We start from the raw sequence: 21,188 nt of genomic DNA on the forward strand, positions 1-21,188 counted from the left end.
TTTATGTGACTCTATTAAAGCTATATGGGTTTATGTTATAATGACCGAGAGTGGTTCTATAATTTTAGTAGATAATTAAGCTCTTCTTTAATTTATTAAAGAAAAAGAAAGAGGACGGCGTATGTATATAGTTGTTGCGTCTTTTTTGGCAACACTGGCATTTTCGTTTTTTTTGACACCAATTATTAGACGATTGGCTTTCAAAATAGGCGCGGTTGATAATCCGAATGCTAGGCGTGTCAACAAAACACCAATGCCGACAATGGGGGGCCTTGCAGTTTTTTTGGCCTTTAATATAACAAATATATTTATTTTAAGAAAAGAATATCCTAGTAGTCAATTTTGGCCACTTCTAGCAGCTGAATGTGTAATAATTTTGACAGGTATAATCGATGATATTTTTGAACTTAAGCCCAAACAGAAGATATTGGGGATAACAATTGCGGGGTTAGTGATTTATTTTTTTGCGAATATCAGAATGACGACACTGACACTCCCTTTTTTGGGTACGCTCGATTTAGGAATTCTAAGTCTGCCGGTTACTTTAATCTGGATTTTAGCTATTACTAATGCGGTCAATTTGATTGATGGTCTTGATGGGCTTGCTACCGGAGTATCAGTGATTGCTCTGTTTACGACGGGGATTACAGGCTTTTTCTTCTTGACGGTTACAAGTACGTATGTTTCAGTTTGGATTTTTATGCTGGTGGCAGCCTTATTAGGCTTCTTACCATATAATTTCCATCCGGCTAAAATTTATCTTGGAGATACTGGAGCTCTTTTTATTGGGTTTATGATTTCGACTTTTTCTCTTTATGGGCTCAAGAATGCAACTTTTATTTCAATAATTATTCCAGTGATAATACTTGGCGTTCCAATTACCGATACTGTTTTTGCAATATTGCGCCGCTTTTTGAATAAAAAACCAATTGCGCAGGCTGATAAGCACCATTTGCACCACAGATTAATGGAAATGGGACTATCGCATACACAGACAGTTCTGGTAATATATGGGATAGCACTTATCTTTTCGATGATTTCACTGCTTTATCCGCTTTCTAACTTGGGGGGGTCAATCTTGTTGACCATTGCAACATTGTTGGGACTCGAATTGTTTGTGGAATCAATCGGGCTAGTCGGACCTGAGAGAAGACCTGTATTGAATTGGATAGGAAAAATCTTGAAGATAGAAGGACACAAGTTTTCATCTAAAAAAAAGAAATGATAATTATCGTTAAAAAATAGGAGTCTTTGGCAAGGAGAAATACTTTGTCCAAGATTCCCTTTTTATTTGTTTTGTGGTATTTCAATATATTTTGTTCCGTTTGGTCTGAATGTGACCTGGCCATTAAGCAAGTCTTTTATTTTGGATAAATTTGTAGATGTTTCAGAAGGTTCTGTTAAGAAAGAAAGCTGAATGTTTTCTTGATAAGAAATAGAATCAATAACTAATTGATTTTCGGCAGCAAAATTTTGAAAGCGCCCAAGTTGGGAATAGCTGATTGTTATTTCAGTAATATTTTGTGGTTTTATCAAAACAATTGCGTTGTTAAGTGCCAATGTCGTTGCTTGTCCATATGCTCTAATTAATCCACCAGTTCCAAGTTTTATACCGCCAAAATATCTTGTTACTACAGCAGTTGTATTTCGAACATTTGTCTTTAGAAGTACGTTTAAAATTGGAACACCAGCAGTTCCTGAAGGTTCTCCGTTGTCACTTTGTCTTTGAACATCATTTTTGGAACCAATTACATAGGCAAAACAATTGTGGTTTGCTTTTGGGTTAAGTTTTTTGATTTTTTCGATAAATTTTTGTGCATCCTGCTCAGTATCTGTGCGCGCAACACTACAGATAAAAGTGGATTTCTTGATTATTAAGTCAGCAGAATTTTCTTGCCCAATTGTTAAGTAACTTTCGATGTTAATCGACTCCTTTGCGTATTTATTTTTTGATGAGGGGTGAGGTAATGCAGAAAAAAGATTTCTTTGGAAGATGGGTAGCATTAAGGGAAACAAATCAAGTTATAGTTGAGGGCGGAGATTTGTTTACCAAAAAAGCTGCATTAGAAGTACAAAAGGATATAATAATTTGTAATAGATGCGGACAGAAAACTCCAAAGGAACGAGCTTTTTTACCTAATCAACAATACTATTGTCCTGCATGCATAATGTTGGGAAGACTTACAACACAACATATATTATACACGATAGAGGAACCAAATCTTTTTTTGGATATCTCTGATCCATTGACTTGGAAGGGAGAACTGTCTAAAAATCAATTGAGATGTTCGAATAAAATAGTTCAGATTCAACGAGACAACAAGGATTTTTTATTATGGGCGGTAACTGGTGCTGGGAAAACCGAAATACTCTTTGCGAGTTTAGCCGATGCTTTTAAGAAACGCAAAAGAGTTTGTATTGCCTCACCGCGCGTTGATGTTTGCAATGAACTGCATCCAAGATTAAAAGCAGCGTTTGAATGTGTGACAATGGTTCTTTTACATGGCTATCAGGCTGAAAAATACGAATATACACAATTGGTAATTTGTACTACACATCAGTTATTACGTTTTAAAGGTGCATTTGATATGCTCATTATTGACGAGGTTGATGCTTTCCCATTTAAAAACGATGTGATGCTAATGAATGCAGTTAACTCAGCTAGAAAATCTGTAAGTTCACTAATTATGCTAACAGCAACTCCTACTCATTCATTAATGAAACAAGTTCGGCGGAAAAAGTTAGAAGTTGGTTATCTGCCTTCAAGATACCACGGACACGAGCTGCCTGTTCCAAAGATAATTATAAGAGCAAATTGGATGAAGGAATTACAAAGTGGAAAAATTTGTAATAAGCTCAAGAAGATTATAAATTCTTGGACTGATAATAAAGAACCGTTTCTAATCTTTGTTTCGCAAATTGATTTTTTAAGGGATGTGATTGTGGTAATTAAAAAATTTATTAATGGCAGGTGTGAAGGAGAAACAGTTTTTTCAGCTGATAAGGAACGAATTGAAAAAGTTCAAAAGATGAGAGATGGGACATTTCAATATTTAGTAACTACAACTATTCTTGAGCGTGGTGTGACTTTCGCTGGTTTGAATATTTTAGTATTGGGTGCAGATGATGAGTTGTTTAACAGTGCATCTCTTGTCCAAATTGCTGGAAGAGTTGGCAGAAGTGCACAAGAACCTGATGGTGACGCAATTTTTCTATGTAGTCGTAAAAAAAAGACCGTTGTTAATGCGAAAAAACAGATTATTTTGCTTAACCTGAAAGGGAGGAAAATAAAAAATGAGTTACTGTTTGATGTGCCAGAATAGAATTAATGAGTATTTTGATCTTGAATGGGTACTTTCCCTACAGCAGCTAAAGAAAAAATTTCTTTGCAAAAATTGCCAAAATAACCTTGTTGAATTAATCAATTATCCTAGATGCCCTGGTTGTGGAAGAAAAATGAACAAAGAAGACACCTGTATTGACTGCAGAAAATGGGGAAGCGAATATAGTGACTTATTAGGAAATATTGCATTGTATGAGTATAACGAGTTGATGAAGAAATATTTTGAAAAATTTAAATTTATGGGAGACTACTATTATTCAAATATTTTTAATGGAGAATTAAAAGAAATCGTTCAAAAGAAATATGGTAAAGGATGGTTGTTTGTACCAGTCCCACTTTCTAAACAAAGTTTTCAGATAAGGATGTTTAATCAAGTAGAAGCATTGTTTTCAGGTTTAACGTTTACGGAACTGCTTGCAGTTAGAAATGATGAGAAAATAAAGCAATCAAAACTGAATAGACGAGAACGTTTACGGAGAAGACAGCCCTTTGTACTGAATAGCAATAAACGGGTAGAAATAGAAGCGGCAAACATATTGTTGCTTGACGATATCTATACAACAGGGGGTACCTTGTATCATGCCGCAAGAATAATGAAGGATGCAGGTGCCAAAAAAATAAAATCAATTACACTTGCAAGATAGTTAGAGATAATATTTGTTAATTGTAACGTTTTCTTTTATAATAAAGTTAGCATATCTTTGTTCGTTGATGTATTTTAGCGAGTAATGGTGCTGAGTTGTGAAAGGAGAGGTTTGTTATGCTTAAGTACAATATTCGTGGAGAAAATATCGAAGTCACAGAGGCAATCAGAAGTTATGTTCAAAAGAAACTAACTAAATTAGAAAAGTATTTTGAAGATACTTCTAACTCGACAGCTCATGTAAATTTGAAGGTCTATTCCGATAAGACCGCCAAGGTTGAGGTTACCATCCCATTACCATATCTTGTACTGAGAGCCGAGGAGACATCGCCTGACATGTACGCCAGTGTTGACTTAGTGACAGATAAGCTAGAACGTCAAATTCGCAAGCATAAAACTAAAATTAATCGCAAGTCACGTGAAAAAGGATTCAATAATAATGTCCAAGAAAAAAATGATACTGAGGAAACTGAGAATGGTTTTGACATTGTTCGTTCCAAACATTTCTCATTAAAACCAATGGATAGCGAAGAGGCTGTCCTCCAGATGAATATGCTAGGACATGACTTCTTTATTTATGAAGATGCAGAAACAGATGGAGTTAATATTGTTTACCGTAGAAAAGATGGTAGATATGGTTTGATTGAATCTACAGAAGATTAACCAAAGAAGGCGAGCGTTTCTCTTTTAGAGACAGGCTCGTTTTTTTGTGAGAATTGAAAATCTACTGTAATTGTTTCAAATTAGAGTAATTGATGATAAAATACAAAGTGATATACTGTTTTTTAGAATAACAGAATAAATTTTTATATTGAGTTTTTTGGAAAGGAAATATGACATGGCAAATGTCCTAAGAAAATGGGTTGAAAGTGACAATAGAGAATTAAAACGCTTGGGAAAAATTGCTGATAAAGTTGAAGCATACGCCGATGACATGGCGGCCTTAAGTGATGAAGAATTACAAGCAAAGACACCAGAATTAAAGGCAAAATTTGTGGCAGGAGCATCTTTGGATGATTTGCTGCCAGAAGCTTTTGCAGTTGTTCGCGAAGGTGCAAAAAGAGTTCTTGGATTATATCCATTCAGGGTTCAAATCTTTGGTGGAATAGTTTTACATGAGGGTAATATTGCTGAGATGAAGACTGGTGAAGGTAAAACTTTAACTGCCACTATGCCGGTTTATTTAAATGCCCTTGCTGGAAAAGGCGTTCATGTTGTAACCGTTAATGAATATCTTTCGGAACGTGATGCAAGAGAAATGGGTGAGTTATATTCTTGGCTTGGACTTTCAGTTGGATTAAATATTTCAAGTTTATCACCAGATGAGAAACGTGCTGCATATAAATGTGATATCACATATTCAACAAATAGTGAGCTGGGATTTGATTATCTTCGCGATAACATGGTTGTTTATCGTGAAGATATGGTTCAAAGACCACTTAATTTTGTAATAGTTGATGAAGTTGATTCAATTTTGATTGATGAAGCCAGAACACCTTTGATTATTTCGGGGCAGGCTGAAAAATCTACAACTTTGTATACTAGAACAGATCGTTTTGCTAAGACTTTGACGGAAGAGACTGATTTCAAGATTGATCTTGAATCAAAAACGGTTTCTCTAAGTGAAGAGGGTATCAAGAAAGCTGAAAAGTATTTTGGACTTGAGAACTTATATGATCCTGACAATACAGCATTAACACATCATTTGGACAATGCTTTGCGCGCAAACTTTATTATGTTGCGTGATAAAGACTACGTTGTTTCTGATGGTGAGGTTTTGATTGTTGATCAGTTTACAGGGCGTATCATGGAAGGACGTCGTTATTCAGATGGACTTCATCAGGCAATTGAAGCTAAAGAACACGTCGAGATTCAACAAGAAACGACGACAATGGCCAACATAACTTACCAGAACTTCTTTAGGATGTACAAAAAAATTGCCGGTATGACAGGTACTGCTAAAACTGAACAAGAAGAATTTCGTGAGATTTACAATATGGAAGTTATCTCTATTCCTACTAACAAACCTGTTTTGCGTGAGGATCGCCCAGATTTGTTATACCCTACATTAAAGAGTAAGTTCACAGCTGTTATTGAAGATATCAAGGAACGTCACGAAAAAGGTCAACCAATCCTTGTTGGTACTGTTGCAGTTGAGACTTCAGAATTGTTATCAGAACTTCTGGACAAAGCAGGAATTGCGCATGCTGTCTTGAATGCTAAAAATCATGCTAAAGAAGCCGAAATTATTATGAATGCCGGCCAACGTGGTGCTGTGACAATTGCTACCAATATGGCTGGACGTGGAACGGATATTAAATTAGGACCAGGTGTTCGTGAAGTTGGTGGGTTAGCCGTTATTGGGACTGAACGCCATGAATCTCGACGCATTGATAATCAGTTGCGAGGACGTTCAGGACGACAAGGTGATCCAGGACTAACACAATTCTATCTTTCATTAGAAGATGATTTGATGCTCCGTTTTGGTTCAGAAAGAGTAAAAGCGATTCTTGAGCGCTTCAAAGTTGCGGACGAGAATGCTGTTATACAAAGTAAAATGATTTCACGTCAAGTTGAATCCGCACAAAAACGTGTAGAAGGTAATAACTATGATACACGTAAGCAAGTGCTGCAATATGATGATGTAATGCGTGAACAGCGTGAAGTTATCTATGCTCAAAGGCAACAAGTAATAATGGAAGAAAAATCTCTTAAACCAATTATTTTAGCAATGATCAAGCGAACTGTTGAACATTTTGTACAAATGCATACACAAGGTGAGCAAAAAGATTGGAATCTACAAGCAATTCTCGATTTTGCGATTGGTGCTATGGTTAATGAAGATAGTATTACGATTAAGGATCTGCAAGGTAAAAAACCTGAGGAGATTGTTAATTACTTGATGGATTGCGCCAATGCTAATTACGCAACGAAAGAAAAACAACTGTATGATGCTTCGCAAATGCTTGAGTTTGAGAAAGTTGTTGTCCTACGAGTAGTTGATTCAAGATGGACGGATCATATTGATGAAATGGATCAATTACGTCAATCCATCGGACTGCGTGGTTATGGACAGCTGAACCCATTAGTTGAGTATCAAACTGATGGATTTAGAATGTTTGAACAGATGATCGGAGATATCGAATATGATATTACTCGCTTGTTCCTGAAGGCTGAAATCAGACAAGATATCAAGCGCTAATAATTTGGATATTATTTTTATGAGTCTTAACATGTTCAGTTTTACTGGAATATGTTGAGACTCTTTAGTTAATAAATAAAAAGGAGTATACAGATGGAAATAAGTGATTATAAACGAATTATCGAAAAAATGAATGAACAAGTCACAGACTTTAGGGGGTCTCTTTGACTTAGATGCATTGAATATTAGAATTTCTGAAAATGAAGCACAAATGTCTAATCCGGATTTTTGGAATAATCAGAAGGAAGCCCAGAAATTAATCGAAGAAACTAATGAATTGAAAATTAAACATGATAATTTCAAAAAATTGGCTGATAAACTTGATGAACTTGAAGTTCTTCTGGAATTAGTAAAAATTGAGCCAGACAAAGAGATAATTGCCGAATTGGATGAAAAAATTGAAAGTGCACAAAAGAAAATGAACAGTTATCAGCTAACACTCTTGTTAAATGGTAAGTATGATAAGAGCAATGCTATTTTAGAAATACATCCAGGTGCTGGTGGAACTGAATCTCAAGATTGGGGCTCAATGTTGCTGCGAATGTATGATCGCTGGGCACAGCAGCATAATTTCTCTGTGGAAGTTTTAGATTATCAAGCTGGGGATGAGGCAGGAATCAAGAGTGTCTCCCTAATGATTAAAGGGACTAATGCCTATGGATATTTGCGCAGTGAAAAAGGAGTTCATAGACTAGTGCGAATCTCACCCTTTGATGCCGCTGGAAGGCGACATACTTCGTTTGCATCAATCAATGTAATGCCTGAATTAGGAGATGACGTTGAGGTTGAGCTTAGACCTGAAGATATCAAGATGGAAGTATTCCGTGCTAGCGGTGCAGGTGGACAACATATCAATAAGACTTCTTCTGCGGTTCGTTTAATCCATATTCCTACAGGAATAGTAGTATCGAGTCAAGCTCAACGTTCACAATTTCAAAACCGTGCTACTGCTGAAAGCATGTTGAGGTCTAAACTATATCAACTAAAATTAGAAGAACAGGAAAAGAAAAGAGCTGAGATTCAAGGCCAACAACTTGAGATTGGCTGGGGCTCACAGATTAGATCTTATGTTTTCCATCCTTACTCATTAGTAAAAGATCATCGGACGAACTACGAGACGGGAAATGCACAAAGTGTTATGGACGGGGATTTAGATGGATTTATAAATGCATTTTTACAGTATGAATTGCAATTGAGAAATCCACAATAAACTAATTGAAACTAAATTGTAACGTTGTTGCAATATTGCATTTAGTATTAATGATATAATACTTGGGGTGTATCAAAATATAAGGAGGAAAATCCTTTTGATTGAATTTAAACATGTGTTTAAAAAGTACCCCAATGAAATCTTGGCGGCTAATGATTTTAACGTTAAGATTCGACAGGGTGAATTTATTTATGTGATTGGTCCCAGTGGAGCTGGAAAATCAACATTTATAAAAATGATGTACCGTGAAGAACGTCCTACTTCTGGTGAAATCAAGGTTAATGATTACGAATTACAAAAGATAAAGAATAGTGAGATTCCATTTTTAAGGCGCGAATTAGGGATTGTTTTCCAAGATTTCAAGTTATTGCCGAAGCTCACTATTTTTGAAAATGTTGCCTATGCACTTCAAGTTATTGAAAAAGACCCTGAGACAATTGCAACAAGAGTGAATTATGTCTTGGATTTGGTAGGATTGAAGCATAAAGTAGATGCATTTCCAAATGAGCTCTCAGGTGGTGAACAGCAAAGAATTTCGATAGCACGTGCTATTGCTAATAAACCCGAAGTTGTAATTGCTGATGAACCAACTGGTAATTTGGACCCGGATACTGCAGCTGGAATAATGGAAATTCTTGAACGAATTAATGGTGAGGGAACAACTGTTGTAATGGCTACTCATAATAGTCAAATTGTTGATCAATATAAGCACCGTGTTCTAGAGATAGAAGATGGAAAAATTGTTCGTGATCAGACTGAAGGAGGATTTTTCCAAGATGAAGATTAGTACGTTTAAGAGACATGTAGTTGAAAGCTTAAAAAGCTTAAAACGTAATGGTTGGATGTCTGTCGCTGCGCTTAGTGCGGTTACGGTGACCCTTCTTTTAGTGGGTATTTTATTTTCAATTCTAATGAATGTTAATAAAGTTGCTTCTGATATCGAAAATGATGTTCAGGTCAGGGTACTTATTGATCGTGGAACAAATAAGAAACAAGAAGCAAAACTTAAACAGGATTTAGCAAAACTTCATTCTGTCAGTAAGATTAAATTTTCTAGTAAAGAACAAGAGCTTAAAAATGTAATTGGAAGTTACGGAAAAGAGTTCAAGCTTTTCGGCGGCGATGATAATCCGTTAAACGATGTCTTTGTTGTGAGTGCAAAGAAACCGGAACAAACTGTAACAATTGCTAAAGAAGCAAAAAAAATGAAGCATGTTTATGATGCAAAGTATGGTGGGGCTTCTGCAAAGAAGTTGTTCAACATTGTTGATAATATTCAAAAATGGGGTATCGCCATAAGTTTCTTATTGCTTTTTGTTGCAGTCTTCCTAATTTCTAACACGATTAGGATCACGATTCTATCACGCAAAAATGAAATTTCAATTATGCGTTTAGTTGGTGCGACAAATGGTTTTATCAGGTGGCCTTTTATTCTTGAAGGAGCTTGGACGGGATTGTTTGGTGCAATCATCCCAATAATTATTGTTGATTTCGGATACGTATGGCTTTATGGAATTATTTCAAATTCTCTTGCCAGCACTGGATATAGCCTACTGACTCCAGGGGTCTTTTTATTCCAGATTGATACTTTACTAATTTTGATTGGTATTGTAATCGGAGCAATTGGTTCTGGAATTTCAATGAGACGTTTTCTCAGAATTTAGTGGTAAAAGAAGATTTTAACTAGTATGACGATATGTTAGAGAAATTTTGTATAAAATAGGTTGTGTTTTGATTAATAGAAGGGGCTGGGTCATAAGTTAAATTTTGACTCGGCCCTTATTTATTGCATATAAATGTACACTATAAGTCATAAGTCAAAATTTTCTGTCTTACCTTGAATTACTTTAACTTCGGATTACCTTATAGTAGGGAACATGCTATATTTGTAATTTTACGTTAGTACTCAAGTTTTGCCGCTTTATATAATTTATTACTTTTTTGTGATAATCATGATATATTGCTATACTATAAACGTGGATAAATTAAGTAGTTTGGGAGGATGATTAAGATGGGGCTTATGGCTTTTTTAGCGCTGCTTATTTTAAATCCGGTTGTTTTGTGCGGCCTGCTCGTAATTTTTTTGAGTTATTTGAGAAGAATAAAACATGAGAGAAAACACTTTAGGACAGCAATAAATAATGATTTTTTTGAGGGACGCTATTATATAAAAAATGCACTCAAACTAGGATTTTTAAGCTCAGTTATTACCACTTTATTAGGATTAGAGCTGACAAAACAGTGGATTTTTGTTTATATGGGAATCACATTTGTTGGCATTGTTTTGTCCCTATACATAGATTTGAACACTGCTTTTTTATTGATCTTTACTGGAAGCAGCATAGGAATAGTTAGTTTACAACTGTTTAGTGATAAATTAATTGTTCCTACGAGTCTGAAACCTTTTTTTGATGTCAAGCCGGGCATTGTTTTTTCTATCTTAGCAATTTTTTATTTGGCGAAATTATTAATGTTAAGGGGCTACCATCAGGACTCTTTTCAACCTAAAATATATAATGGAAAAAGGGGCAGGAGATTAATCAGGTATTCTTTGAAGGACCAAACGGTTTTGCCACTGATTGTTCTTGTACCGGGCAATTATATACACAGTCTCATTTCCTTTTGGCCGGTTTTTAGCTTTGGCGGACAATCATTTGCGTTATTTGTTTTACCACTATGGGTTTCTTGGACATTAAGACTTTGGCGAAATACGGTTGAGTCAGAGTTAAAAAATGCAAAAGTTAATACACAACAGGAGCTGACCATTGCTATAGTTGGAACCATCCTAGGATTTTTGATCCCAATCACTGGAATCTTTGTATTTGCTGTATTACTTTTATTGGTTATCTTGCGCTTTGTACAAAGGTATGCAAAGATGAAGAGAAAGGGCAAGTGGTATGCTGAAACGCATGATGGAATCAGGGTTGTCGCAATTCAACCTGAAACACCTGCTGCAAAGATGAACCTGGAAATCGGGGATGTAATAATCATGTGCAATGGAGTTTCTGTTACAACGGAGTCAGAGTTTTACGAAGCATTGCAAAGAAATTCAGCATACTGTAAATTAAAAGTTAGAACATATGAAGGGCAGCTGAAGTTAGCAGAGAGCGCAATTTTTGCAAATTCACCACACGAAATAGGCGTAATATTGTTTCATTAATTCTTTGGAGGAAATGCAGTGAAAAAAATACTTGTAGTTGATGACGAAATGTCTATAGTAACATTATTGAAATACAATCTGGAACAGGCTGGGTATGAGGTTGATACTGCACTTGACGGCCAGACTGGTTTTGATAAGGGCCGTAATTTTAAATTTGATTTTATATTATTGGATTTAATGCTGCCAAGGATGGACGGATTGGAAATTACTAAAAGGTTAAGGCAAGAAAAAGTAAAAACACCAATTATGATTTTGACAGCAAAGGGTGAAGAATATGATAAGGTCATTGGACTTGAACTAGGTGCTGATGACTATCTGACTAAGCCATTTTCACCACGAGAGGTGATTGCACGAATAAAGGCGATTGCTAGGAGAACAGAGGAGATGCCTGCTGATAGCCTTAGTGCAAAAGATATTACGGAAAATGAAACAGAAACAGAAGAAGTTTATCGTTTCCCTGATTTTTCGGTCGACTTAGTAAACTATTCTGTTACAAAAAATGGTAAAAAGGTTAAGTTGACACCTAAGGAATTTGAATTACTTGCATACTTTATTAAAAGAAAGCATCGTGTATTAAGCCGTGATAAATTGCTAAATGGTGTCTGGGGATTTGACTATGTTGGACAAACTAGAATGGTAGATATGCATGTAAGTCACTTGCGGGAAAAAATTGAGCAAGACCCTAAAAATCCAAGTTATATAGAAACTGTCAGGGGATTTGGTTACCGATTTGAAGGTGAAAGCAATTAAGATAATTAGAGCTTTTATTATTGATTTTATTATAATAATTTCAGTTATATATATACTGCTTTCGATTCTTACGACTGAAAATGGCACAAGTTTAAAGGAAATTTTAGGGGCCAGTGAAGGTATTTTGATTGTTATTTCTGCAGTTTTATTGGCTGGAGCGGAGGTAGGTTATAGATATATCAGATATAGATATAACAAGCGTGAGCTGGATCTGCTTTCACAGAAGTTAAATGATATTACCGAAGGAAAGAAACCTGGGCATATCTTACTTGAGCCGAGTGATCCGCTATATGGAATTTCTCGAACAATTAACAGGCTTGAGAATAAGCAACATGATTTTACCAAGAATTTTACGATTCAGCAGAGAGGGTACTTTTCATTGATTGAGTACCTGACAATCGGTGTAATGATCCTTGATCAGGATAGAAAAATCTATTTGAGCAATCATGCTATGAGCGATCTGATGGGTCGTGAGATGAATTTGCAGGGGCAAATTTATATTAATGAAATCAGAACGTACGATTTGAGCCGTTTGATTGAAGCAGCATTTTCTTCGCAAGAAGATCAACACAGTGAAATTCGGCTTGATTTAACCAATAAGGTCGTTGATGCTCACGTTGTTTATGTTCCAGTCAGCAAGCATCGGTTGCTAGTAATGGTATTATTGTATGATATTACAGAGCTAAAAGAAATTGAAAGAATGCAGCTGGACTTTGTCGGAAATGTCAGCCATGAGTTGAAAACACCGATTACAGCGATAACTGGTTTTAGTGAAACCTTGCTACAAGGTGCAATGAATGATAAGAAGGCCTTGCCAGAGTTTTTGGCGATTATTCATAAGGAAAGTCTGAAATTGACAGATTTAGTTGAGGATATTTTATCCTTATCGAGGATTGATGCAAGTCCAGAATTGAATTTGAAAGAAATCAATCTGAGAATCTATATAACTGAGCTTTTGAAGACGTTCAAACCGCAGTTGGAAAAAAAGAAAATCAAAGTTTTTCTTGAGATATCTGAAGACTACGTAGTTAATATGGATCAAAATAAATTGAGACATGTTATTGATAATTTAATTCAGAATGCCATCAAGTATAATAATTTCCAAGGAAAAATTTGGATTGATGGTTCAGTTGATGAAACGAGTTGGAATATCAGTATCCGAGATAATGGTTATGGAATTCCACAAGATAAACAAGAACGGATTTTTGAGCGGTTTTATAGAATTGATACTTCGCGTTCGCGTGATAGTGGAGGAACTGGACTGGGATTATCTGTCGTTAAGGAGTATGTCGCAGCGATGAACGGTGAAATTATATTAGAGAGTCAAGTTGGTGTGGGATCCAAATTCATAATAAAATTTCCAATGGAGCAAGACATACAAAAGTCACAAAAGGAATCCTTATAATTCGGGTTCAGTCTAGCATCATTCCAGAGACTGTCACAAAAAGTTGTTTTGTGCTACAGTCTTTTTTTGTAGTATGAATTATTGATAAGGATTGCGAATGATTTGATAAAAGTATAGAATCTAACCTAATAAATAGTTAGAATATTTTCTCCGATAAAGATTATTAGAAAGAGGAGGTGGTAGTGTGCGTAAAACATTTAATGATGAGTTAAACAAGTTACACGTTAGGTTTGCGGAACTAGGCATGATGGTCAATGAGGCGATACTTCGCGCAACTAAGGCTTTCATGAATCATGATAAGATTCTTGCAGAGTCTGTAATTGAAAAGGATCCCGTGATAAACAATTGTGAGAATGATTTAGAGAAGATGACCCTTGAGCTAATTGCACTGTATCAGCCTGTAACTGAAGATTTAAGAGATGTCATTACTATTTTGAAAGCAAGTTCTGACATTGAGAGGATTGGAGATCATGCGGTAAGCATCAGTCATGCTACCGTGAATATGAAGGGCAGTCAAAGGATTGCCGAAATTGAAATTGAAATTGCGAAGATGGGTAAATATGTATGCCAAATGTTTCAGAGTGTGCTTGATGCCTATATGAAGAAAAATGAAGAAAGGGCTCTAAAAATCGCAAAGGACGATTTGTTTTTGGATGAAGAGCTTAGGAAAATCAGGAAGAGATGTGTTACGATAATGCAGGAGGATTCGGAATCGGTTATCAGTGGTTCATACTATTCCTCGGTTGCTGCTTACTTGGAGCGCATTGGTGATTACGTAACTAATGTTTGCGAATGGATTGTTTTTCTCAAAAAAGGAGAAATTGTTGAGTTGAATCCAAACACTAGAAAATATTAAAATTTATTTTTTATTAAATTTAGTGGCTCCTTTTTTACATAATTTGCTAAACACTCTGTGACACTGTAAAATTCTGATTAAGGATATATTTATTTGTTGGGAGGAAAAGCAACTATGAAATCTGATAAAAAAATGAGACGATCAAATAATCGGATTATTTCTGGAGTATGTGGTGGTATAGCTGATTATTTTGGTATTAATCCGTGGATTATCAGGGGAATTTTTATTATTTTGGCAGTAATACCGCACATTACATTTTTGGTTATAAGTATTTATGTAATGTGTATTGTCCTAATTCCATCTGAGGAAAGTAGCTTTTTTTCTATGTTATTTAAAAAGAAAAATCAAGATTATACACATGAAAAAAGAAAAAGTTCACGGAAGATTCTTAAAGATGTTCATGAAAAGGATATTCGTTAAATTAAAATTATGGAGGAATTATAAATGTCTTTTTGGCGCAGAGCCTTGGTTAATGCAATAATATTTATTTCAGCGGCTGGTTTTTTCCCACAAGCATTTCATGTATCTAGCATTTGGATATCGCTTCTTGCCGCGGTTATATTGGGTCTGCTTAATATGTTTGTAAAACCAATATTACTGCTTTTTTCATTGCCTATTACTTTTATGACTCTGGGGCTATTTTACTTTGTTATTAATGGTTTCATGCTTGAGTTGACTTCTTATTTAGTTGGCAGTTCATTTGCCTTTGCGAATTTCGGTGCTGCCTTTTTGTTAGCTTTGATTCTTAGTTTGGTAAATATTGTAATAACGAACTATTTCAGGCGTTAGAGAAAGCTTTTTGATTAGAAGAATTAAATTTGGGAGGGGCTTTTTAAGTGAGTGATATGGTAAGTGTTGAGAGCTTGGTTAGAGCAACAGGAATGAAGGTATTTTCAGGTGGTAAATATTTAAGTACAAAAATGATAACTACAAGTGATATATCAAGACCTGGTCTTGAATTGACAGGTTACTTTGATTACTATCCAGCAGAACGAATTCAACTTTTTGGGATGACAGAAGTTTCATTTGCCAGGAAGATGGATAAGCAAAAACGTAGGAAAATTATGGAGCGGATGTGTGTAGAAGATGTTACACCTTGCTTTGTGATTTCCCGTTATCTGCCTGTACCGGAGGAATTGGATGAAGCAGCCAAGACACACGGTATACCTGTTTTACGTTCGAAACTACCAACCACTCGCCTATCTTCCAAAGTTACGGATTTTTTAGAGACACAGTTGGCAGAAAGAAAGTCGCTGCATGGTGTCTTAGTCGATATTTATGGTTTGGGTGTTTTAATTACGGGTGATTCTGGTGTTGGTAAGTCCGAAACAGCTTTGGATTTAATTAAAAGAGGTCATCGACTGATTGCTGATGATCGAGTAGATGTTTATCAAAAAGATGAGCAAACAATTATTGGTGAGGCTCCCAAGATTCTTAGACATTTACTGGAAATTCGCGGCATTGGTATTATTGATGTCATGAATCTTTTTGGAGCGGGTGCTGTTAGGACTGAGACTGATATCTCACTGATTGTTCATTTAGAAAATTGGGGTCCTGATAAGCAATTCGACCGGTTAGGAACGGGTGAACAGAAGTTAAGAGTCTTTGACGTAGATATTCCTAAAATCTCAATACCGGTAAAAATCGGTCGTAATTTGGCGATTATCATTGAGGCAGCAGCGATGAACTATCGTGCAAAGACGATGGGTTATGATGCTACAAAGCTGTTTGAGAAAAATTTGAATAGTCTGATTCAAGAGAATTCAGATTAAGTAAGGATGTGTTTTTTTATTTATGCCAATTTTGGGTGCGTTAAATCCGGTTGCCTTTTCTTTAGGTTCAATTGAGGTCAGGTGGTATGGAATTATTATTGCTAGTGCAGTGGTGATTGCTACTTATCTTTCTGTGAGAGAGGGCAAAAAAAGAGGAATCGTTGAAGATGATATTTATGATCTAATTCTCTGGGGGCTTCCAGTAGCAATAATTTGTGCACGAATTTATTATGTGGTTTTTGAGTGGGGCTATTATTCACAAAACCTAAGCCAAATTTATCGTATCTGGGATGGCGGAATAGCAATATATGGTGGTTTGATTGGTGCTGTAATAGTTTTAGTCATTTTATGCAAAAAAAGAAATATTTCATCATGGCTGATGCTCGATGTAGCTGCACCTACTGTGATTATGGCGCAAGGAATAGGTCGCTGGGGCAACTTTATGAATCAGGAAGCACACGGCCGAGCAACAACCCTGTCTTTCTTACGTGAATTACATTTACCGGATTTTATAATCAAACAGATGAACATAGCGGGAACATATTATCAACCAACTTTTTTATATGAATCGGTTTGGGATTTGACGGGTTTTGTACTTTTGATGTTGCTGAGACATCAAGAGCATTTGTTTAAGCGCGGAGAGGTTTTCTTTGCCTATGTTATCTGGTATTCTTTTGGAAGATTCTTTATTGAGGGAATGCGTACAGACAGTCTTATGCTGGGACCGTTGAGAGTTTCACAGTGGTTATCAGTTGTATTGTTCTTAGGTGCCATAATTTGGTTGGCAACGCGTCGTTATTGGAGACCGTTGAATCCATGGTATTTGGACGGTACAGATGAAACTTATCATAAATAGGAGTGGTTTTTTTGTGTAAAAAGGTTGCAGTCATTGGAGCAGGTTCTTGGGGCAGTGTTCTTGCAAATATTTTAGTTATGAACGGGGAAAAAGTAAAAATTTGGTCAAGAAGACAAGAACAAGTCGATGAACTTAATCTGGAGCATACTAATAAGGCATATCTTTCAGATGTTAAGCTGTCTGAGAAGCTAGTTGCATCTAACAACTTGGAAGAAGTTTTAAAGGAATCAGAGTTGGTCTTACTGGCAGTTCCAACCAAGGCTATGAGAGAAATGTCTCATAAAGTTGGATTATTAATTGAAAAGTTGGATCTTCATCCGGTTATTGTTCATGCTAGCAAGGGATTAGAATTAGAAACACATAAGCGTATTTCTGAAATTATTTCAGAAGAAATATCACAAGAATATGCTGCTGGAATTGTGGCGTTGTCTGGTCCTAGCCATGCTGAAGAAGTGGCATGCCATGATCTAACATTGATTACTGCTGCATCATCTGACTTACAGGCGGCAAAAAGTGTTCAAAAAATATTTATGAATAGCTACTTCCGTGTATACACAAATAGTGACATTATTGGAGTTGAACTCGGTGCGGCATTTAAGAATATTATTGCACTAGGAGCGGGAGCTTTGAATGGTTTAGGTTATGGTGATGATGCTAAAGCTGCTTTGATGACTAGAGGATTGGCTGAAATAGCGCGTTTGGGAATTGCATTAGGTGCTGATCCATTAACGTTTATCGGATTGTCGGGTGTAGGAGACCTAATTGTTACTTGTACAAGCGTTCATTCAAGAAATTGGCGTGCTGGCAATCAGTTAGGTAAGGGTGCAAAGGTCGAAGACGTTGTCAATAACATGGGAATGGTCATTGAAGGATTGACGACGGTTAAGGCAGCGTATGAATTGGCAAAAAGCCGTAAAATTGAGATGCCGATTACTGAAGCTATTTATCAAGTTGTTTATCAAGGAGAAGAGATAAAGACTGCGATAGAAGATTTGATGACACGTGAAGGAAAATCTGAAGAGGAAACATTTTAGTGGAATGCTTATTAAAAGTAAGCTATAATATATATATATGATTTAAAGTGGGAGAAGGTAAAAAATTGACTAAAAAATATGATGTGGTTGTGATTGGTGCAGGTCCTGGTGGAATGACTGCAGCACTATACGCTTCTAGGGCTAACTTGTCAGTACTAATGCTCGATCGTGGAATATATGGTGGGCAAATGAATAATACAGCGGAGGTTGAAAATTACCCAGGATTCAAGTCGATTTTGGGACCAGATTTGGCAAAAGAAATGTATGAAAGTTCAACACAATTTAATGCTGAATATGCCTATGGTAATGTTGAAGAAGTAACCGTTGCTGACGACGGATTGAAAACAATTAAGACTGATAGTGACACATTTGAAACTTATGCGCTAATAATAGCAACAGGTTCTCAATATAAAAAATTGGGTGTTACAGGAGAACAGGAATACAGTGGCCGTGGAGTCTCCTATTGTGCGGTTTGTGATGGCGCCTTTTTCCGCGATCGTGATGTTGTGGTAGTAGGTGGTGGTGACTCTGCAATTGAAGAAAGTTCATATCTTTCTAAATTGGTTAAAGAGGTTAATGTAGTCCACCGTCGTGATGAACTACGTGCACAGAAAATCTTGCAGGATCGTGCATTTGAGAATCCTAAAATCCAGTTTACTTGGGATACTGTGCTAACAAGCATTGAAGGTGATGGTAAGAAGGTCACAGGGGTTAAGACATTGAATAAGAAAACTGGTGATGAATCCGTTGTTCCTACTGATGGGGTCTTTATCTATGTCGGTTTAGTTCCAATGACAGAACCTTTTGAAAGCCTTAGTGTAACAGACGAGCAAGGCTGGATTGTCACTGATGAAAAGATGCAAACAAAAATTCCAGGAATATTCGCAATTGGTGATGTGAGAAAAAAGGAATTACGTCAGATTGCGACAGCAGTTGGTGATGGTGGAATTGCTGGACAAGGGGCATATAATTATTTGGAGACATTGAAAGATTAGAAGTTAAAAGATTGTTAAGTTAATAATTATAGGAAAAGTTGTGATGGATAATAAATCGCAGCTTTTTTGTATTTGAGTTGAATTTAAGGGGATAGTTAGTGGTATTTGTTAAGAAACAGGAAAAATAATTGAAGATTTTTGCTGTTTCATGCGTAAAAAAGCTGTTAGTATAGTATACTAATTTTAGAAAAACAATGGGAGTGATTTTGTGAGTTGGAAAGAAACTTATCAAACATGGATTAACTATCCTGAGTTAGACAAGGAATTAGAACAAGAGTTAAAGGAAAATAAGGATAATGCCGAATTACTTGAAGATGCTTTTTATGCACCTCTCGAATTTGGTACTGCAGGAATGCGTGGAGTAATTGGAGCAGGGATAAACAGAATGAATATTTATACTGTTCGTCAAGCTACAGAAGGACTTGCTTTGTTGATGGATACACTTGATGAAGCAACTAAAAAGCGAGGAGTTGCAATAAGTTTTGATTCTCGTCACCATTCAGAAGATTTTGCACATGAGGCCGCACGTGTTTTAGGTGCACATGGAATTGCTAGCTTTGTTTTTGAAAGCCTTCGTCCAACTCCAGAATTGTCCTTTACAGTGCGTCATTTAAATACTTACGCTGGAATTATGATTACGGCTAGCCATAATCCTAAGGAATACAATGGGTATAAGATTTATGGTGAAGATGGTGGACAGATGCCGCCAAAGGAATCTGATATGATCACTGAATTTGTGAGACAGGCACAAGATTTGTTTGCTATAAAAGTTGCCGATGAATCTGAAATTATTGAAAACGGTTTAATGAAAATTATTGGTGCTGAAGTTGACAATGCTTATTTAGCAGAAGTTAAAAAAGTTACTATTAATTCTGAGTTAGTTAAAAAAGAAGGGAAAACACTTAAATTAATTTTTTCTCCGCTACACGGAACGGGTGCAATACTAGGTGAAAAAGCATTAAAAGGTGCAGGATTTACGAACTTTACAATGGTTTCTGAACAGGCAACGCCAGATCCAGATTTTTCAACAGTCAAAAAACCCAATCCTGAAGACGCGGCTGCATTTGACTTGGCTATTAAGCATGGCAAAGAAGAAGATGCGGATCTTTTGATTGCTGTTGATCCAGATGCAGATCGATTAGGAGCGGCTGTACGTCAGCCATCAGGTGAGTATCAATTACTGACAGGTAATCAAATAGCGGCAATTATGCTTGATTATATTTTAACAGCACGGAAAAATGCGGGAACATTGCCTGCAAACGCAGCTGTAGTTAAATCTATTGTTTCAAGTGAATTTGCTACGGCGATTGCCAAGAGTTATAACGTTGAGATGATTAACGTTTTAACGGGATTCAAGTTTATTGCAGAGCAGATTAAACTTTTTGAAAAAACTAATAAGCACAGTTTCATGTTCGGCTTTGAAGAAAGCTATGGTTATTTGATTCGTCCATTTGTGAGAGACAAAGATGCTATTCAGTCGCTCGTAATGCTAGCCGAAGTTGCTGCCTATTATAAGAGTAAGGGAAAGAATCTTTATGATGGACTGCAAGAACTATTTACTAAATTTGGTTATTTCGCTGAAAAAACAGTTGCATTAACATTTGATGGTGTTGAAGGTGCAGAGCAAATTAAGAATTTAATGACCAAATTTAGGGAAGCCGCACCAAAGGATTTTGCTGGGATTAAAGTTGCCACCATGGAAGATTTTGCTAATTCGAAAAAGACGACAGCTTCTGGCGATGTCTCAATTATTGAGCTACCTAAATCAAATGTTCTAAAATATTTGCTAGAAGACGGATCATGGATTGCTGTGAGACCCTCAGGAACAGAGCCAAAGATTAAGTTTTATATTGGCACACAAGACAGCACACAGGAAAAGTCACTGCAAAAGCGTCAAGCCTTTGAGGATGATATCAGGAGTTTTATAGAGAAATAATTAGCTGTTTTCAAAACTTAAGCAGG

At 36.3% G+C, this 21,188-nt stretch carries 20 protein-coding genes; 19 read left to right on the forward strand and 1 reads right to left on the reverse strand.

Translation table 11 applies throughout. From position 1 onward, the window contains the following. Positions 1-121 precede the first annotated feature (121 nt). Positions 122-1,225, forward strand: coding sequence for a glycosyltransferase family 4 protein (locus tag GSM_RS00375; protein ID WP_003688838.1), 1,104 nt, complete (start codon positions 122-124; stop codon positions 1,223-1,225). A 62-nt stretch (positions 1,226-1,287) separates the two neighbouring features. Here the strand turns inward: GSM_RS00375 and GSM_RS00380 are convergent, their stop codons facing one another. Continuing rightward, positions 1,288-2,004, reverse strand: coding sequence for a YigZ family protein (locus tag GSM_RS00380; RefSeq protein WP_003688836.1), 717 nt, complete (start codon positions 2,002-2,004; stop codon positions 1,288-1,290). Here GSM_RS00380 and GSM_RS00385 point away from each other — a divergent pair. The 18 genes from GSM_RS00385 (at position 1,968) to GSM_RS00470 (ending at position 21,162) form a co-directional block, all read left to right on the forward strand. After that, positions 1,968-3,323 (forward strand): ATP-dependent helicase ComFA, encoded by a 1,356-nt coding sequence (locus tag GSM_RS00385; RefSeq protein WP_003688834.1) that lies wholly within the window; start codon positions 1,968-1,970, stop codon positions 3,321-3,323. The two genes, GSM_RS00380 and GSM_RS00385, sit on opposite strands and share 37 nt — an antisense overlap. Next, entirely contained in the window at positions 3,295-3,987 is a 693-nt protein-coding gene (locus GSM_RS00390) for a ComF family protein (protein WP_003688832.1), read from the forward strand. Before GSM_RS00385 ends, GSM_RS00390 begins: the two co-directional genes overlap by 29 nt. 116 nt (positions 3,988-4,103) lie before the next feature. Further along, the gene (gene hpf / locus GSM_RS00395; protein ID WP_003688830.1) at positions 4,104-4,649 is read left to right on the forward strand and encodes a ribosome hibernation-promoting factor, HPF/YfiA family; all 546 of its coding nucleotides are present in this window, start codon (positions 4,104-4,106) and stop codon (positions 4,647-4,649) included. A gap of 175 nt (positions 4,650-4,824) precedes the next feature. Beyond that, positions 4,825-7,188, forward strand: coding sequence for a preprotein translocase subunit SecA (secA, locus tag GSM_RS00400; RefSeq protein WP_003688828.1), 2,364 nt, complete (start codon positions 4,825-4,827; stop codon positions 7,186-7,188). A gap of 93 nt (positions 7,189-7,281) precedes the next feature. Further along, a protein-coding gene (gene prfB / locus GSM_RS00405) for a peptide chain release factor 2 (protein WP_235720320.1) occupies positions 7,282-8,398 on the forward strand; the annotation gives its coding sequence in 2 pieces (ribosomal slippage) (positions 7,282-7,353 and positions 7,355-8,398; 1,116 coding nt in all). 97 nt (positions 8,399-8,495) lie between these two features. Further along, complete coding sequence (gene ftsE, locus GSM_RS00410) at positions 8,496-9,185, forward strand: cell division ATP-binding protein FtsE (protein WP_003688824.1); 690 nt, start codon at positions 8,496-8,498, stop codon at positions 9,183-9,185. Next, the gene (ftsX, locus tag GSM_RS00415) at positions 9,175-10,062 is read left to right on the forward strand and encodes a permease-like cell division protein FtsX (protein WP_003688822.1); all 888 of its coding nucleotides are present in this window, start codon (positions 9,175-9,177) and stop codon (positions 10,060-10,062) included. The genes ftsE and ftsX overlap by 11 nt, the downstream gene beginning before the upstream one ends. A gap of 347 nt (positions 10,063-10,409) precedes the next feature. Then, on the forward strand, positions 10,410-11,558 hold the full coding sequence (locus GSM_RS00420) for a PDZ domain-containing protein (RefSeq protein ID WP_003688820.1): 1,149 nt from the start codon (positions 10,410-10,412) through the stop codon (positions 11,556-11,558). Positions 11,559-11,576: 18 nt separating this feature from the next. Continuing rightward, positions 11,577-12,308 (forward strand): response regulator transcription factor, encoded by a 732-nt coding sequence (locus GSM_RS00425; protein WP_003688819.1) that lies wholly within the window; start codon positions 11,577-11,579, stop codon positions 12,306-12,308. Further along, positions 12,295-13,713, forward strand: a complete 1,419-nt coding sequence (gene pnpS, locus GSM_RS00430; RefSeq protein WP_152134733.1) for a two-component system histidine kinase PnpS — start codon at positions 12,295-12,297, stop codon at positions 13,711-13,713. Before GSM_RS00425 ends, pnpS begins: the two co-directional genes overlap by 14 nt. Before the next feature lie 184 nt (positions 13,714-13,897). Continuing rightward, complete coding sequence (gene phoU, locus GSM_RS00435) at positions 13,898-14,569, forward strand: phosphate signaling complex protein PhoU (protein ID WP_003688814.1); 672 nt, start codon at positions 13,898-13,900, stop codon at positions 14,567-14,569. Between the two features lie 114 nt (positions 14,570-14,683). Further along, positions 14,684-14,989, forward strand: a complete 306-nt coding sequence (locus tag GSM_RS00440) for a PspC domain-containing protein (protein WP_003688812.1) — start codon at positions 14,684-14,686, stop codon at positions 14,987-14,989. Positions 14,990-15,013: 24 nt separating this feature from the next. Continuing rightward, complete coding sequence (locus GSM_RS00445) at positions 15,014-15,358, forward strand: phage holin family protein (RefSeq protein WP_010077672.1); 345 nt, start codon at positions 15,014-15,016, stop codon at positions 15,356-15,358. Between the two features lie 47 nt (positions 15,359-15,405). Continuing rightward, a complete protein-coding gene (gene hprK, locus GSM_RS00450; RefSeq protein WP_003688803.1) occupies positions 15,406-16,341 on the forward strand; it encodes an HPr(Ser) kinase/phosphatase in 936 nt (311 codons plus the stop codon). 22 nt (positions 16,342-16,363) lie between these two features. Then, entirely contained in the window at positions 16,364-17,197 is an 834-nt protein-coding gene (gene lgt, locus GSM_RS00455) for a prolipoprotein diacylglyceryl transferase (protein ID WP_003688802.1), read from the forward strand. Between the two features lie 11 nt (positions 17,198-17,208). Next, the gene (locus GSM_RS00460) at positions 17,209-18,231 is read left to right on the forward strand and encodes an NAD(P)H-dependent glycerol-3-phosphate dehydrogenase (protein WP_003688800.1); all 1,023 of its coding nucleotides are present in this window, start codon (positions 17,209-17,211) and stop codon (positions 18,229-18,231) included. A 65-nt stretch (positions 18,232-18,296) separates the two neighbouring features. Further along, entirely contained in the window at positions 18,297-19,226 is a 930-nt protein-coding gene (trxB, locus tag GSM_RS00465; protein ID WP_003688799.1) for a thioredoxin-disulfide reductase, read from the forward strand. Between the two features lie 208 nt (positions 19,227-19,434). Continuing rightward, entirely contained in the window at positions 19,435-21,162 is a 1,728-nt protein-coding gene (locus GSM_RS00470; protein ID WP_010077673.1) for a phospho-sugar mutase, read from the forward strand. Positions 21,163-21,188: the final 26 nt, after the last annotated feature.

The organism is Liquorilactobacillus mali KCTC 3596 = DSM 20444, from assembly GCF_000260415.1.
In the GTDB taxonomy this organism is placed as follows: Bacteria; Bacillota; Bacilli; order Lactobacillales; family Lactobacillaceae; genus Liquorilactobacillus; species Liquorilactobacillus mali.